Below are 13,419 nucleotides of genomic sequence, written 5' to 3'. Positions count from 1 at the left end.
ACGAGGCGCTTCGGGGCAGTGGTCAGAACGTGCCGCGGCGCCGCTCGGAGATCAGCAGCCAGACCAGGTACGTCCCGCCGAGCAGGCCCGTCGCCACGCCCACCGGCATGGGCAGCGGGACGAGCCGCTGCGTGAGCCAGTCGGCGAGGACCAGGAGCGTCGCGCCGGTCAGGGCGGCGGCCAGCAGGTTCGGCCCCGGGGTGCGGGTGATGCGCCGCGCGACCTGGGGCGCGGCCAGCGCGATGAACGGAACGGGTCCCGCCGCCGCGACGGCGAGCCCGCACAGGCCGGTCGCCGACGCCAGCAGGACGAGCCGCGTCCGCTCGGGGCTGCCGCCGAGCGCCCCGGCCGTCGCGTCCCCCATCTCCAGCAGGGACAGGCGGCGCGAGCAGGACAGGATCACCGGCATGAGGACGAGCGCGCCGAGCCCGACGACCGTCACGTCCCGCCACTGCCGGCCGCCGAGGCTGCCGGTGAGCCAGGCGGCCGCCTGCGCGGCGTCCCCGAGCCCGGCGCGGCTCAGCAGATAGTCGTTGACCGCCCCGAGGAGGCCGGCGGCGCCGATGCCGACCAGGACCAGGCGCCCCCCGGACACGCCGCGGCGCCAGGCCAGCAGGTAGACGGCGAGGGCGGCCGCGAGGCCCCCGATCAGGGCGCCCGCCGCGATGGCCGCGGCCGACTCGTGGAGGACCAGGATCACGACGACGGCCCCGGTGGCCGCGCCGTGGCTGAACCCGATCAGGTCCGGGCTGCCCAGCGGATTGCGCGTGACGGACTGGAAGGCGGCGCCGCTCATCCCGAACGCCGCGCCGGCCAGCAGCCCGTCGAGCGCCCTCGGCAGCCGCAGCTCGTTCACGATGTAGTCGGCGCCCGGCGGTCCGTCGCCCAGCAGGGTCCGCACGACCTCGACCGGGGTCAGGGAGAACGTGCCGGTGCCCACCGCGAGGACGCCGACGGTGAGGCCCGCCGCCAGCAGGAGCACGCAGACCGCCGCGTACCGGGGGGCGACGCGGAACGACAGGCCGCGGAAGCGCACGACGCGCGGCGTCCGCCGCGGGGAGGCCGCCGGCGGCGCGGCGGGGGTCTCCGCAGGAGCGGTGGTCGGGGAGGCGTTCACAGGGCGGCCGTCCTTCGTCCGCGGACCAGCAGGATCAGGATGACGCTGCCGATGGCGGCGGTGACGAGCCCGACCTCGATCTCGGACGGGTACGCCACGAGCCGGCCGACCACGTCGGACAGCAGGAGCAGCGAGGCGGCCAGCAGCATGCTGTAGGGCACCGCCCAGCGCAGGTCGGGGCCGGTGAAGGCGCGCACCGCGTGCGGGATCATCAGGCCGACGAAGCCGATCGGCCCGCACAGCGCCGTCGTCGCCCCGCACAGCAGGGTGATGGCGACGACGCTGAGCCAGCGCGTGCGCTCCACGTGCGTGCCGAGGGCGCGGGCGGTGTCGTCGCCGAGGGCCAGGGCGTTGAGCGAGCCGGTGAGGAACAGGCCGAGGAGCACGCCGGCCACCAGGAACGGCAGGATCTGCACGAGCTGGCCGGTGTCCCGGCGGGCGAGGGTCCCGAGCGTCCAGAACCGCATGCTGTCCAGCGTCTCCAGGTCGAAGAGCTGGAGCCCCTTCACGTAGGCGAGGAGCGCCGCATTGAGCGCGGTGCCGGCCAGGACGAGTCGTACGGGGGTCGCCGACCGCCCGCCCGCGAGCGACTGGACGAGGACGGCGGCCGCGCCCGCGCCCACCAGTGCGAACCACGTGTACGCCGCGGGGGAGTCGAGGCCCAGGATGCCGATCGCGGTGACGACGGCGGCGGACGCGCCGGCGTTCACGCCGAGGAGGCCCGGGTCGGCGAGCGGGTTGCGGGTGAGGGCCTGCATGACCGTTCCCGCGAGGCCGAGGGCGGCGCCCGCGGCGAGGCCGATGAGCGTGCGGGGGACGCGGAGTTCGCGCACGACCTCGTCGTTCCGGGTGCCGGTGGGCGTGACCAGGGCGTGCCACACGTCGGCCGGCGGGATGGCGCGGGTGCCGACGCCGACGCTGAGCAGCGTCGCGACGGCCAGCAGGACCAGCGCGGCGATCAGGCCGTAGCCGAGCAGCGCGGCACGCCGGGACCGGACCGGCCGGGGGGCCGGAGCGGTACCGGATCCCGGGCCGGGTGAACGCATCAGCATGGGCTTAGCTTAGCCTTGCCTAAGTTACGATCCCGGCGAGGGCCGGTGCCGGTGGTTCCCGACCTCCACGGTTCCACCCACCGCCCCCGCCACGGCCGTTCACCCGGCCCGCCCGCAAGGAGTCCTCGTGCCAGTGCACCCACCGGCCGCCGCAGGGACGCGCCGCCCGCGTCTCACCCGGCCGCCCCGCACGCCCGGCCCGTGGCGACCCGTCGACACGGTGCCGAGCCCCCGGCTCGCCCCGCTCGTCCGGCGGCTCGACGCCGGCGCCGACCCGCGTACGACGCTCGACGACTTCTGGCGCGCCACCGGCGCCGAGGGCACCCCGCTGATCGACCCGGACGTACGCGGCGACGCGGCCTTCCGGACCGTCACCTTCCTGTGGCGCGGCGCCCCCGACACCACCGGCGTGCTCCTCGCGGTCAACAAGCTCCACGACCCGGCCGACCCGTGCGGCGCCCGGATGGAACTCGTGCCCGGCACCGACGTGTGGCACCTGGCGTACCGGCTGCGCGCCGACCACATCGCGTCCTACCGCATCGCCCCGCTCCACGCCGGCCGGCCGCTCCCGGCCGCCGGCGGACCGGAGCTGCGCGCGTGGCTCGGCAGCCACGGCACGCACGACCCGCTCAACCCCCGTACGCTGCCGACCCGCTGGAACGGCGCGCCGGGCTCCGTCCTCGCGCTGCCGGACGGCCCCTACGCCGCCGGCGCCCCCGCCCCGCGCCCCGGCACGGCCCGGGGGACCGTCACCCGGCACCGCCTCGCCCTCGCCGGCACGGAGCGCGACGTCTGGGTCTACCTGCCGCCGGGACACGACCCGCAGGCACCGGACGGCCCGCGCACGGCCGCCGGGCTCGTCGTCCTGTTCGACGGCGACATGTGGTTCCCGCACCTGCGCGCCGGGGACATGCTGGACGCGCTCGTCGCGGACGGCCGTACGCCCCCGCTCGCCGTGGTCGCGCCCGACGCGATCGACACGCCCACCCGCTTCCGCGAACTCGGCGAGCCGCAGGACTTCCTGCGCCCGCTCGCCGACACCCTCCTGCCATGGGCGCGGCGCTTCGGCGTCCCGGCAGGCCCGGACCGCACCCTCGTCGCCGGGCAGAGCCTCGGCGGCCTCGCCGCCCTGTACGCCGGCCTGACGATGCCCGACCGCTTCGGGTGCGTCCTGGCGCAGTCGCCGTCCCTGTGGTGGACGCCCCCCGGCGCGCCCGAACGGTCCGGCGGCGAGGCCACGTGGATGAGCGAGCAGTGGGCGTCGGCGCCCCGCACCGGGATCCGCGCCCGCCTCCAGGCCGGCCGCTACGAGGGCTCCATGGCCGCCCAGAGCACCGTCCTCCACGGCGTGCTGCGGGAACGCGGCCACGACGCCGGCCTCACCGTGGTCTCCGGGGGTCACGACTACGCCTGGTGGATCCCCGGCCTCGCCGACGGCCTCGCCGATCTGACCGGGCACTGGACCGGCGCCGCCCCCGCACTGACCGGCCGCCGCCCTTCCGACTTTCCCCCACCCCCACATTCATCCGATCCGCTCCACCGTTCCTGATGGGAAGAACCACCATGTCCAGCACCGTCCGCCGTCTCGCCGCCCTCCCGGCCGCGTTCCTCGCCGCCTCGCTCCTGCTCACCGCGTGCGGGGGCGACGACGAGGAGGACAACGCGGGCGGCTCGTCCGACGACGCCGGCTCGTCGTCATCCGAGACCCGCACCCTCACCGGCGCGGACGGCACCGAGGTCGAGATCCCGTCCGACCCGCAGCGCGTCGTGACGCTCAGCGAGCCGACCCTCGACGCCGCCCTCGCGCTCGGTGTCACCCCGGTCGGCACCAGCGCGGGCCGTGGCCAGGAGGGCGCCTCCGCGTACCTCGCCGAGGCGGGCGGCGCCGACATACCGGTCGTCGCCACCACGGCGGAGCCCGACCTGGAGGCGATCGCCGAGCTGGCCCCCGACCTGATCCTGGTGGACGAGACGGTGGGCGCCAAGACGATGGCCGAACAGCTGGGCGGCATCGCGCCGACGTTCTTCGCCAGCACGCAGCAGGACGGCTGGCGCGACGCCTTCACGACGGCCGCCGACGCCCTGAACCGCACCGACGAGGCGGACCAGGTCCTCGCGGACCTCGACGCCGGCATCGAGGAGGTCGCCGGGCAGCTCGGCGACAACGCGGGCGCCGTCACCAGCGTCATCCGCTGGCAGGAGGGCGCCCCGAGCGTCGTCGGCCAGGGCGAGGGTCACGTGGGGAGCGTCCTCGCGGCGCTCGGCCTGACACGCCCCGAGTCGCAGCAGAGCGCGGTGCAGGAGCACAGCGAGCCGGTCAGCCTGGAGGAGATCGAACTGATCGACGGCGACTGGCTGTTCTTCGGCACGCTCGGCACCGTGGAGGACGGCGGGACGGCGCTGGCCGAGGCGATGGACACCTCCGGCTTCGCCGACCTGGACGCGGTGACGTCCGACCACGTGGTCGTCGTCGACGGCTCGGCCTGGAACAGCTCCGGCGGCCCGCTGGCGGCACAGATCGTCCTCGACGACGTGGCCGAGGCGATGGCGGGCACCCCCGCCGAGTGACCCCGGCACCCGAGTCGGCATGAGGGCTTCCCGCGCGCGGGAAGCCCTCCTCACCGCTCGGACGCGGCGGACAGGAGCACGTCCACGAGCCTGTCCGCCGCGTCCGGGCGTCCGTGCGTCCTGGCCGCGTCCGCCATCGCCGCGCGCCGCGCCGGATCGGTGAGGAGCGGCCCGAGGGCGTCCCGCAGCCGGTCCGCCGTGACGTCACCCTCGAGGGCGACGGCCGCGCCCGCCGCCTCCAGGTGCCGCGCGTTGTGCGCCTGCTCGTTCCCCGCCGAGGAGGCGAGCGGCACGAACACGGCCGGCCTGCCGAGGGCGGTGAGTTCCGCGAGGGTGCCCGCGCCGCTCCGGGAGACGACGACGTCCGCGAGCGCCAGGACATCGGGGAGTTCCGGGCCGACGAAGCCGGTGAGGTGGTACCGGCCGGCGAGCCCCGGCGGGAGCGCCGCCGCGCCCGCGCGCAGCGCCTCGACGTTGGCCGGTCCGCACTGGTGCACCACGTTGCAGCGCTCCAGCAGCCAGGGGAGGGCGTCGGCGACGACACGGTTGATCTGCTGTGCGCCCTGGGCGCCGCCGGTGACGTAGAGCGTGGGGAGTCGCCGGTCGAAGCCGGCGAGGCCGAGCGCGGTGACGGCCCGGTCGGCGTGGCCGGTAAGGATCTCCGGCCGCACCGGGTTGCCCGTGACGACCGCGGCGGACCGTACGGCCTCGGGGAGCAGGGGCAGCGTCGACTCCGAGGAGACCGCGATCCGGGCCGCGGACCCGGCCAGTTTCCGGTTCGCCAGCCCGAGCCGCACCGTCTGTTCGTGCAGCACCAGCGGGCGCTTGCACAACCGCGCGGCGAGGCCCGCCGGGACGGCGACGTACCCGCCGGTCGCCAGTACGACGTCCGGCCGGAAAGCGCTGATCGCCTTCCGTGCCTGGGCGACGCCGAGGGGCACCCGGGCCATGTCCCTGACGTTGGCAGGGCCGAGCATCTTCACCGGGTTCGCGTGACGGCGGATCTTGCCCGTGGCGACCGTCGTGAACGCGATGCCCTCGGCGGGCGCGACCCGGGCCTCAAGACCGTCGGCGGTGCCGATCCACAGGACGTCGAGCGCACGTCCGCCGGCCGTCAGCCGGGCACGCAACGCGCGGACCGTGGTGAGTGCGGGATAGGTGTGCCCGCCGGTACCTCCTCCCGTGACGATGAGGCGGAAGGTGCTCGACGGAGGCGAAACGGGGTGGGTCACCCCGCGCACCCTAGTGGTTCCGCGACAGCTCGGGCGGGTCAGGCTTCGGTGTCCTGGGCGTTCCGCAGCCGTTTGTTCCGCATGCCCACGACCATCGTCGTCACGGCGGCCGTCGCCGCCAGTGCCGCCGGGACCATCCAGTTGCGGTTCAGCGTGTGGCCGAGCGCGTGGTCGAAGGACAGGGCGCCGGGACCCGCGACGGCGAGGCCGGCGGACGCCATGCCGAGGAACGCGGGGTACTCGTAGCCGCCGCTCTGCGCGAAGAAGCCGTCCGGCACGTGCACGGCCGCCGCGCCCGTCATCGCCCCGGCGGCGGCGGAACCGGCGGCCGGGGTCGCGAGGCCGAGGGCGAGGAGCACACCGCCGCCGGCCTCGGCCAGGCCCGTGGCCAGCGCGCTCGCCCGGCCGGGCTTGAAGCCGAGCGAGTCCATGAACTGCCCGGTGCCCTCGATGCCGCCCCCGCCGAACCATCCGAAGAGCTTCTGCGTGCCGTGCGCGGCCAGCACACCCCCCGTCCCCATGCGCAGGAGCAGCAGGCCCAGGTCACGGCGATCGGCACAGTTCATGACGGCTCCTTCGGCAGCGACGGTACGGACGGTCGGCGCCGAGTTCCCCGCCGCACACGTCTCACACCTGCCCGGGGCCGGTGCGCGGGTCAGGCTGCGCGTGCCGCGTTGCAGTGGGGGAGCAGGTGGTCGAGGCGTGCGATCGCGCGGGCCGTCATCGCGCGGCCCGTCCTCGCCTCGGTGAGCTGGCGTTCGAGGCGCTCGTCGATGGCGGCCAGCTCGTCCGCCGGCAGTCCGGCGGCGGCGGCGCCCGGCAGGACGGCGGGGGCGGCGGCCCAGCAGTTGTCGACGGACTCGCGGGCGTGCGCGACGAGGGTCCGCAGCTCGTCGTCGCCGATCAGGCCCGTGTACGAGGCGAGGAGCTGTCCGGTGCGCCGCTGCTCGGGCGCGAGGAACCAGTCGACGGGCAGGCCGCCGTTGGCCAGCAGTTCGTCGAACATGCCCTCCAGCTCGTGCAGCAGGCGGCTCACCTCCGCGGGCGGCACGCGGGCGACGGCCTGGCGGCGTCTGAGCAGGATCACGAGAGCCGCGCAGCCGGCGACACCGCCGAGCGCGCTGATGACGGACGCGATCGCGGCGATCCACAGGGGAACGGACGCTTCCGCCGCGTGTATCTCGTACATGGGCGGCAGGATGGCAGTGAAAGGTGGGCAACGGGGATTTCTTGAGCGGCATTTGAGGTTCCCGGACGTGTGCGCCGGGGGAGGTGCCGCGCCGCGGGCGGGGAATGGTTGATTCGCGAACGGAATCGGTTGCCGGGTGCCGTGGACCGACCGCGGACGGTCAGGCCGCGTCCGCCGCGCGCCGGGCGTCGTACGAGGCCCGCGCGCGGTTCAGGCGGGCCAGTTCGGCGTTGAACTGGGCGCCCGTCAGCAGGCTCAGGTTGCACACCCACAGCCACACGAGGAACACCACGATCCCCGCCAGCGAGCCGTACAGCCGGTTGTACGTGCCGACGTGCGACGCGTACAGGGCGAACCCGGCCGACGCGACCAGCCACAGGCCCACGGCCAGCGCGCCGCCCAGCATGCCGTGCGCCGGGACGCCGGGGTCCTTCGGCCCGTTGCGGAACAGCACGAGCACCAGGCCCGTTACCAGCAGCACCAGCAGGGGCCACTTCATCACCGACCAGGCAGCCGTCCCCGCCTCGTCGAAACCGAGCCAGCGGCCGACCGTCCGCACGACGCCGCCCGTCATGATCAGCACGGTGGCGCTGCCCACCAGGAGCCCGAGCAGGCCGAGCGCCGACAGCGTCGTGCGGGGGATCGCGCGCCACGGCGAGCGGGGGTCGCGCACGCCGTGCATGGCGTGCTGCACGCGCCGGAAGATGCTCAGGTAGTTGTAGCCGGACAGCAGGGCGCTGAAGCCGCCGACCGCCACCAGCAGCCAGGCGGCCGACCGCTGCTGCGCGAGGTCGTGCAGGGCGGACCAGACCTCGCCGCGCGAGTCGGCCGGGACGAGGGCGCTGACCTGCCCGATCAGCTCCTCGGCCGAGCCGGGGTCGGCGAGGCCGAGGATCGACAGGGCGACGAAGAGGGCCGGGAAGACGGCGAGGACGGAGTAGTACGTGAGCGCGGCGGCCCAGTGGTCGATGTCGTCGCGCCACAGGGAGACGGGGGTGCGGCGCAGCGCCGTGGCCCACCGCCCGCCCGACGCGGTCGCCCGGGGGGCCGGTGGCTCCGCCGGCGCGGTCGCCGGGGGGCCGGCCGGTGGCGGCGGCGGGATGGGGGAGGGTGTGACGCTCACGGTCCGTCCTGCGGGGTCGTACGGGGAGGGGGACGCGGGGAGGGCACGCCGGAGGGGCGCACCCCCGGACGCGGCGGCGCCGGCGTGCCGGGTGGGGCCGGCGCGCGGTGCCATGGGACAACCTTGCCAGTCCACGGCCGGGCGCCCGTTCCCGGACCTCCCGAATTCCACCAACGGCCGCCGTCATGCCGGGGAACCTGGCCCCGAGGGGGCGGGCCGATGCACCGGGGGGCGCGTACGGCCGAACGCGCGCTCCCGCAGGGCGCGTCCACGGTCCCGCGGACTGTGGTGAGGGACACGTCAGGAGGCCATCGAAAGGGCGTTAATCAGATGGTCTGGAAGTCAGGTCATGGGATGATTGGGTGGTTCCTGACGAGTACCGGAGAGGTGCATGAACCAGTCCGGCCACCAACCCGCGGCCGCCGTCCCCGACATCCCGCTCGACACACCCCTCGACGCACCGCCCGACCCGACGGTCGGCACCCCGCTCGCCACCGCGAGCCCCCGGCCCGCACCGGCCGGCACCGGAGCACCGCAGCTCTCCCGCCGGCAGCGGGCCGGACTGCTGCTCACCCTCATCCTCGGCAGCCTCTCCGCGCTGCCGCCCCTGTCCCTGGACACCTACCTCCCCGCCCTCCCCGAGGTCGGCGACGCCCTCGGCACCAGCGCGTCCACCGTCCAGCTCACCCTGACGGCCTGCCTCCTCGGCCTCGGCCTCGGCCAGTTGGTCGCCGGCCCGATGAGCGACCAGCTCGGCCGCCGCTGGCCGCTGCTGTGCGGCATGAGCGGTTACGTCGTCGCGTCCGCCGCCTGCGCCTTCGCGCCCAACGTGGAGACCCTGACCGTCTTCCGCTTCATCCAGGGTCTCGCCGGCTCGGCGGGCATCGTCATCGCCCGCGCCGTGGTGCGCGACCTGTTCAGCGGTGTCGCGATGGCCCGCTTCTTCTCCTCGCTGATGCTCGTCTCCGGTCTCGCGCCCATCCTGGCGCCCGTGTTCGGCGGCCAGCTCATGCGTTTCACCGACTGGCGCGGCATCTTCGTGATCCTGGCCGCCATCGGCGTCGTCCTCGTCGTGGCGGTCGCGCGCTGGCTCCCGGAGACCCTGCCGCGGGAGCGCCGCGACTCCGGCGGTGTGCGGCCCGCGCTGCGCTCGATGGGCGGCCTGTTCCGCGACCGGGTGTTCACCGGCCACCTCCTCGTGGGCGGCCTGACATTCGCGACACTCTTCGCATATGTGTCCGCATCGCCGTTCGTCGTCCAGGAAATTTACGGCGCGTCGCCGCAGACGTTCAGCATGCTGTTCATGGCCAACTCGATCTCCATGGTCGTGATGAGCCAGGTCAACGGAAAGATCCTCGTCGGCCGGGTGCCGACGCACCGCGTGATGACCGTCGGCCTCGTCCTCATCGTCGCCGACAGCGTGGCCCTGCTGCTCATGACCACCGGCGTCTTCGGCGACGTCGGCCTCTTCCCGATCTCGGCCGGACTGTTCGTCCTGATGGGCTCCATGCCCCTCGTCCTGCCGAACGCCAACTCCGAGGGCCTCGAACGCGCGCCCCACGCGGCCGGCGCCGCGTCCGCGCTGCTGGGCGCGTCGTCCTTCTTCGTCGGCGCCGTCGCCTCGCCGCTCGTCGGTATCGCGGGCGAGCACACCGCCGTGCCGATGGCCGTGGTCCAGCTCAGCGCCGTGTCCCTGGCGGCCCTGTGCTTCGCCGTCCTGGTCCGCCCCTGGCGGGCCGCCGCACGGTGACCGCACGGCCGCGCCGCGCGCCCTCGCCGGCGTGACGGGAGGGGCGCGCGGGGCACGCGGCAGCGCGCCCGGCGCGCCCCTCCCGATTACGCATCCGGAGACCCCGCAGGGCAGGATTGTCCGCCACAGCGGAATAAAACATCCGGCGGCGGCGCTCAACCGCTCACGGACCCGTAGACCAGTGAAAACGGCAGGGGGAGCATGGAACGCGAGAGCCACGAGAGCAGAATCCCCCGCTGGCTGCGCCGGGGTGCCAGGGGCGCGGCGGCCGGCGCCGCTGCCGCCGCGGCACGGGAGGACCTGCTGCTCGCGGCGGCGGCCGCCGGATTCCCGGTGGCGCCCGCGGCCCACCCCCAGGGGTACGGCTGTTCCTGCGAACGGATCGGCTGTCCCACGCCCGCGCGGCACCCCGTCTCCCTCGCCTGGCAGACACAGGCGACCACCGACCGCGACACCGTCCTCCACTGGCTGCGCGCCGACCCCCTGGCGAACTTCATCACCGCCACCGGCGCCGCCCACGACGTCCTGGACGTCCCCGCGCCCGCCGGGTACGCGGCGCTCGCCCGCCTCACCGACGCCGGGGTCCCGGTCGGCCCGGTCGCCGTCGCCGACCCGGACCGCGTCCTGTTCTTCACCGCCACCCGCGGCACCCCGGACGACGAGGACGAGTGGTGGCCCTGCGAGCTGGACTGCCACCCCGAGACCATGGACGAGCACCCGGGGCTGCGGTGGCACTGCCGCGGCAGCTACGTCCTCCTGCCGCCGTCCCGTGTGCCCCCGGGCGGCACCGGCAGCGTCCGCTGGCTCCACGGCCCCGAGCACCCGCTCCCCGAGCCGCTGACCCTGCTGGAGGCCCTCACCGACGCCTGCGCCGCCCACCTCGCGAGCGAGCCCGAGCAGGCCCCCGCCTGGCCCTGAGCGCACGGCACCGCACGAGCACCGCAGCACGGGAGAGGGGGCGCCGGCCGGCGCCCCCTCTCCCTCGTTCGTCCCCCCGCGCGGACTCCCGGCGGCGGCCCGCCGTCAGTGCCCCTCGGCGGCGACGGCGTCCTTGATCTGGCCGATCACCTGGACCTCGCCCTCGCCCTGCGGCACCACGGCGGCCTGTATCCCGACGAGGTGGAGCGTCATCCACTCCAGCCCGTCCTCCGGGTCCTCCTCCATGAGGGCCGCGGTCAGCTCGCCGATGCTCTCGGCCGGGATGACCTCGCCCGAGGCCATGGTGAGCCGCTGGTCGTGCTGGGTCGTGAACATGACGAAGGCGGAGCCGTCCGCCAGCCGCATGGCCAGCGGCGCGTAGTCCGGGTTCTCGTCGAGGTCGGGCGGCGAATCGCGGAACTCGGTCAGCGACTGGGCGCCGCTGTTCACCTGGTCGCGGTTCGCCCGGGTCTCGCTGGTGTAGGGGCCGGCCGCGAACGGGCCGGTCTCGCTCTGCAGGTAGACCGTGTACGCGGTGCTGATCTCGGACGGCTCGATCGCGAGCCCCGACTCCTCACCGACCGGTATGTCCTCCAGATAACCGTCCTCGTCCTCGGCGAACTCGGGGATCTGCGCGGCCGGCAGTGACGACAGGTACGTCACGCGCCAGTCCTCGTCGACCGAGTCGCGCGTGAAGAACATCAGCCAGCGGTTGTGGCCCTGGTTGGTGGCCGTGTCGGCGACGAAGAACTTCGGCCACGCCGCCTGCTGCGGGATGTGGAACTCCGTGTCGGACACCGCGAGCGGCTCGAAGTCGGGATCGTCCTCGCCGTACACGTCGTGCCGGGCGGTGAGGCCCGCGAAGTCGATGGCGCCGAGGCCGCCGTCCTCGATGTCCTTGTTGCGCTCGGCGTCGTTGACGCCCTTCGCCTCGTTGCTGATGTCGACGTAGCGGTCGAGCGCCGCCGCGGCCTCCTCGGGGGTGGCCGCCGGCACCACGGCCTCTTCGCCGTGCACCGTCATGCACCCCGACAGACCGCCCGCCAGCGCCAGCGTGGCCGTCACCGCCGCCGTCGCCCTGGCGAGCCGTGCTCGCAGCCGCATCGTGGCCCCTCCCCGTCGTCTCCAGTCCGGCCCACGCATCGTATCGACTCCGGCCGACAACGGCCGCACCCCCCGGGCGCGCATGCGATGATGCGGGCCGGGACGCGGGGGCGGGAGGCGGCGACGGTGGGGGACACGCGCACGGAGCCGGCCATGACGTTCCGCGCGGCCCTCGCGCGGCTGCGCGACGCGCAGAAGACGGCGCGCGGCGTCTCCCTCTACTCCCGGTACGTCAACCGGCCCGCCGGCCGCGTCTGCGCCGCCGCCGCCCACCGCGCCGGCCTCACCCCGAACGGGGTCACGGCCGCGAGCGCCCTGCTCAGCCTCGCCGGCGTCGCAGCCGTCGCGCTCCTGCCGCCGTCCTGGCCGCTGGCCGCCGGCGTCTGGGCGGCGCTGGCCGGCGGCTTCGCCCTCGACGCGGCCGACGGGCAGCTCGCCCGCCTGTGCGGCACCGGCAGCCCGGCGGGGGAGTGGCTCGACCACGCCGTGGACTGCGCGAAGATCACCGCGCTGCACACCGCCGTGCTCATCGCGTTCCACCGCCACTTCGCGCTGCCCGACGACGGCTGGCTGCTGGTGCCCCCGGTGTTCCAGCTCGCGCACATCATGATCTTCTTCGGCGGCCTGCTCGCGGACAAGCTGACGCCGCGCCCCGCCGCGCCCCCACCGCACGCCCCCCCGCCGTCCCGGCTGCGCGCGCTGGCGCTGCTGCCCGCCGACTACGGCACACTGTGCGCGCTGTTCCTGCTGCTGGGGGACGAGGGCCTGTTCCGCGCCGCGTACGCCGTCCTCGCGGGCGTCTACGTCGTGTTCTGCGCGGCGTTCTCCGTGCGGTGGTTCCGCGCGCTGTCGGCGGCCGGGGCGGCGGGCTCGGCGAGCGCCGCGAGCGCCGCCCGCAGGTGAGTGCTGGACGTGTGCACCGTGTAGGGGAAGTAGACGACCTCGACGCCCACGGCGGCGAAGTCCCGCTCCAGCCGCTCGCCCTTCGGGGTGCCGCGCCAGTCGTCGCCCTTGAACAGGACGTCGAACCGCACCTGTTCCCAGGTGACGAGCTTGTCCGGCACCGTCTCGACGAACGCGGCGTCCACGTACCGCACGCTGCGGACGATCTCCAGCCGCTCCACCAGCGGGATCACCGGCGCCCTGCCCTTCGCCAGCGCGGCCATCGCGTCCGAGACGACGCCGGCCACCAGGTAGTCGCAGCGGCTCCTGGCGTGGCGCAGCACGTTGAGATGGCCGATGTGGAACAGATCCCAGACCCCCGGCGCGTACCCCACCGTGTGCCCCGCCTGTGGCATGTGCACGACCCCCCACTGGCCGTCGCGGACGCTGCGCTCCACCATAGCCCCGCGCCGTCGCCCCGCGC

General features: G+C 75.0%; 13 protein-coding genes. 5 read left to right on the top strand and 8 right to left on the bottom strand.

Annotation, left to right across the window (positions count from 1 at the left end):
* Nucleotides 1-22 precede the first annotated feature (22 nt).
* Both EMA09_RS06010 and EMA09_RS06005 read right to left on the bottom strand, forming a co-directional pair.
* Complete coding sequence (locus tag EMA09_RS06010) at nucleotides 23-1,117, bottom strand: iron chelate uptake ABC transporter family permease subunit (RefSeq protein WP_129839607.1); 1,095 nt, start codon at nucleotides 1,115-1,117, stop codon at nucleotides 23-25.
* Nucleotides 1,114-2,169 (bottom strand): iron chelate uptake ABC transporter family permease subunit, encoded by a 1,056-nt coding sequence (locus EMA09_RS06005; protein ID WP_129839605.1) that lies wholly within the window; start codon nucleotides 2,167-2,169, stop codon nucleotides 1,114-1,116. Before EMA09_RS06005 ends, EMA09_RS06010 begins: the two co-directional genes overlap by 4 nt.
* Nucleotides 2,170-2,296: 127 nt before the next feature.
* On the opposite strand from EMA09_RS06005, the gene EMA09_RS06000 reads away from it, so the two are divergent.
* Both EMA09_RS06000 and EMA09_RS05995 read left to right on the top strand, forming a co-directional pair.
* Nucleotides 2,297-3,718 (top strand): alpha/beta hydrolase-fold protein, encoded by a 1,422-nt coding sequence (locus EMA09_RS06000; RefSeq protein WP_206305911.1) that lies wholly within the window; start codon nucleotides 2,297-2,299, stop codon nucleotides 3,716-3,718.
* A 14-nt stretch (nucleotides 3,719-3,732) separates the two neighbouring features.
* Entirely contained in the window at nucleotides 3,733-4,737 is a 1,005-nt protein-coding gene (locus EMA09_RS05995; RefSeq protein WP_129839603.1) for an ABC transporter substrate-binding protein, read from the top strand.
* 50 nt (nucleotides 4,738-4,787) lie between these two features.
* Here the strand turns inward: EMA09_RS05995 and EMA09_RS05990 are convergent, their stop codons facing one another.
* The 4 genes from EMA09_RS05990 to EMA09_RS05975 form a co-directional block, all read right to left on the bottom strand.
* A complete protein-coding gene (locus EMA09_RS05990; RefSeq protein ID WP_129839601.1) occupies nucleotides 4,788-5,969 on the bottom strand; it encodes a UDP-N-acetylglucosamine--N-acetylmuramyl-(pentapeptide) pyrophosphoryl-undecaprenol N-acetylglucosamine transferase in 1,182 nt (393 codons plus the stop codon).
* A gap of 38 nt (nucleotides 5,970-6,007) precedes the next feature.
* Complete coding sequence (locus tag EMA09_RS05985) at nucleotides 6,008-6,535, bottom strand: DoxX family membrane protein (RefSeq protein WP_129839599.1); 528 nt, start codon at nucleotides 6,533-6,535, stop codon at nucleotides 6,008-6,010.
* Nucleotides 6,536-6,624: 89 nt separating this feature from the next.
* Nucleotides 6,625-7,158: a hypothetical protein gene (locus tag EMA09_RS05980; protein ID WP_129839597.1), complete on the bottom strand. Its 534-nt coding sequence runs from the start codon at nucleotides 7,156-7,158 to the stop codon at nucleotides 6,625-6,627.
* 160 nt (nucleotides 7,159-7,318) lie between these two features.
* On the bottom strand, nucleotides 7,319-8,281 hold the full coding sequence (locus EMA09_RS05975) for a YihY/virulence factor BrkB family protein (protein WP_240796252.1): 963 nt from the start codon (nucleotides 8,279-8,281) through the stop codon (nucleotides 7,319-7,321).
* Nucleotides 8,282-8,672: 391 nt separating this feature from the next.
* Here EMA09_RS05975 and EMA09_RS05970 point away from each other — a divergent pair, with 391 nt between their 5' ends.
* Nucleotides 8,673-10,031 carry a Bcr/CflA family multidrug efflux MFS transporter gene (locus EMA09_RS05970; RefSeq protein ID WP_129839593.1) on the top strand — a complete coding sequence of 453 codons (1,359 nt, stop codon included), beginning with the start codon at nucleotides 8,673-8,675 and terminating at the stop codon, nucleotides 10,029-10,031.
* 201 nt (nucleotides 10,032-10,232) lie between these two features.
* Complete coding sequence (locus EMA09_RS05965; protein WP_129839591.1) at nucleotides 10,233-10,949, top strand: bifunctional DNA primase/polymerase; 717 nt, start codon at nucleotides 10,233-10,235, stop codon at nucleotides 10,947-10,949.
* A gap of 105 nt (nucleotides 10,950-11,054) precedes the next feature.
* Here the strand turns inward: EMA09_RS05965 and EMA09_RS05960 are convergent, their stop codons facing one another.
* Nucleotides 11,055-12,053, bottom strand: coding sequence for a hypothetical protein (locus EMA09_RS05960; RefSeq protein ID WP_129839589.1), 999 nt, complete (start codon nucleotides 12,051-12,053; stop codon nucleotides 11,055-11,057).
* A gap of 153 nt (nucleotides 12,054-12,206) precedes the next feature.
* Between EMA09_RS05960 and EMA09_RS05955 the strand changes: the two genes are divergently transcribed.
* Complete coding sequence (locus EMA09_RS05955; RefSeq protein ID WP_206305910.1) at nucleotides 12,207-12,956, top strand: CDP-alcohol phosphatidyltransferase family protein; 750 nt, start codon at nucleotides 12,207-12,209, stop codon at nucleotides 12,954-12,956.
* On the opposite strand, the gene EMA09_RS05950 is transcribed toward EMA09_RS05955, so the two are convergent.
* Nucleotides 12,854-13,351, bottom strand: a complete 498-nt coding sequence (locus tag EMA09_RS05950; protein ID WP_129843854.1) for an adenylyltransferase/cytidyltransferase family protein — start codon at nucleotides 13,349-13,351, stop codon at nucleotides 12,854-12,856. The two genes, EMA09_RS05955 and EMA09_RS05950, sit on opposite strands and share 103 nt — an antisense overlap.
* Nucleotides 13,352-13,419 lie beyond the last annotated feature (68 nt).

Origin of the sequence: Streptomyces sp. RFCAC02, assembly GCF_004193175.1 — a bacterium.
In the GTDB taxonomy this organism is placed as follows: Bacteria; Actinomycetota; Actinomycetes; order Streptomycetales; family Streptomycetaceae; genus Streptomyces.
The sequence above is the reverse complement of the archived record's forward strand: the minus strand, read 5'-3'. Positions and strand labels throughout refer to the sequence as shown.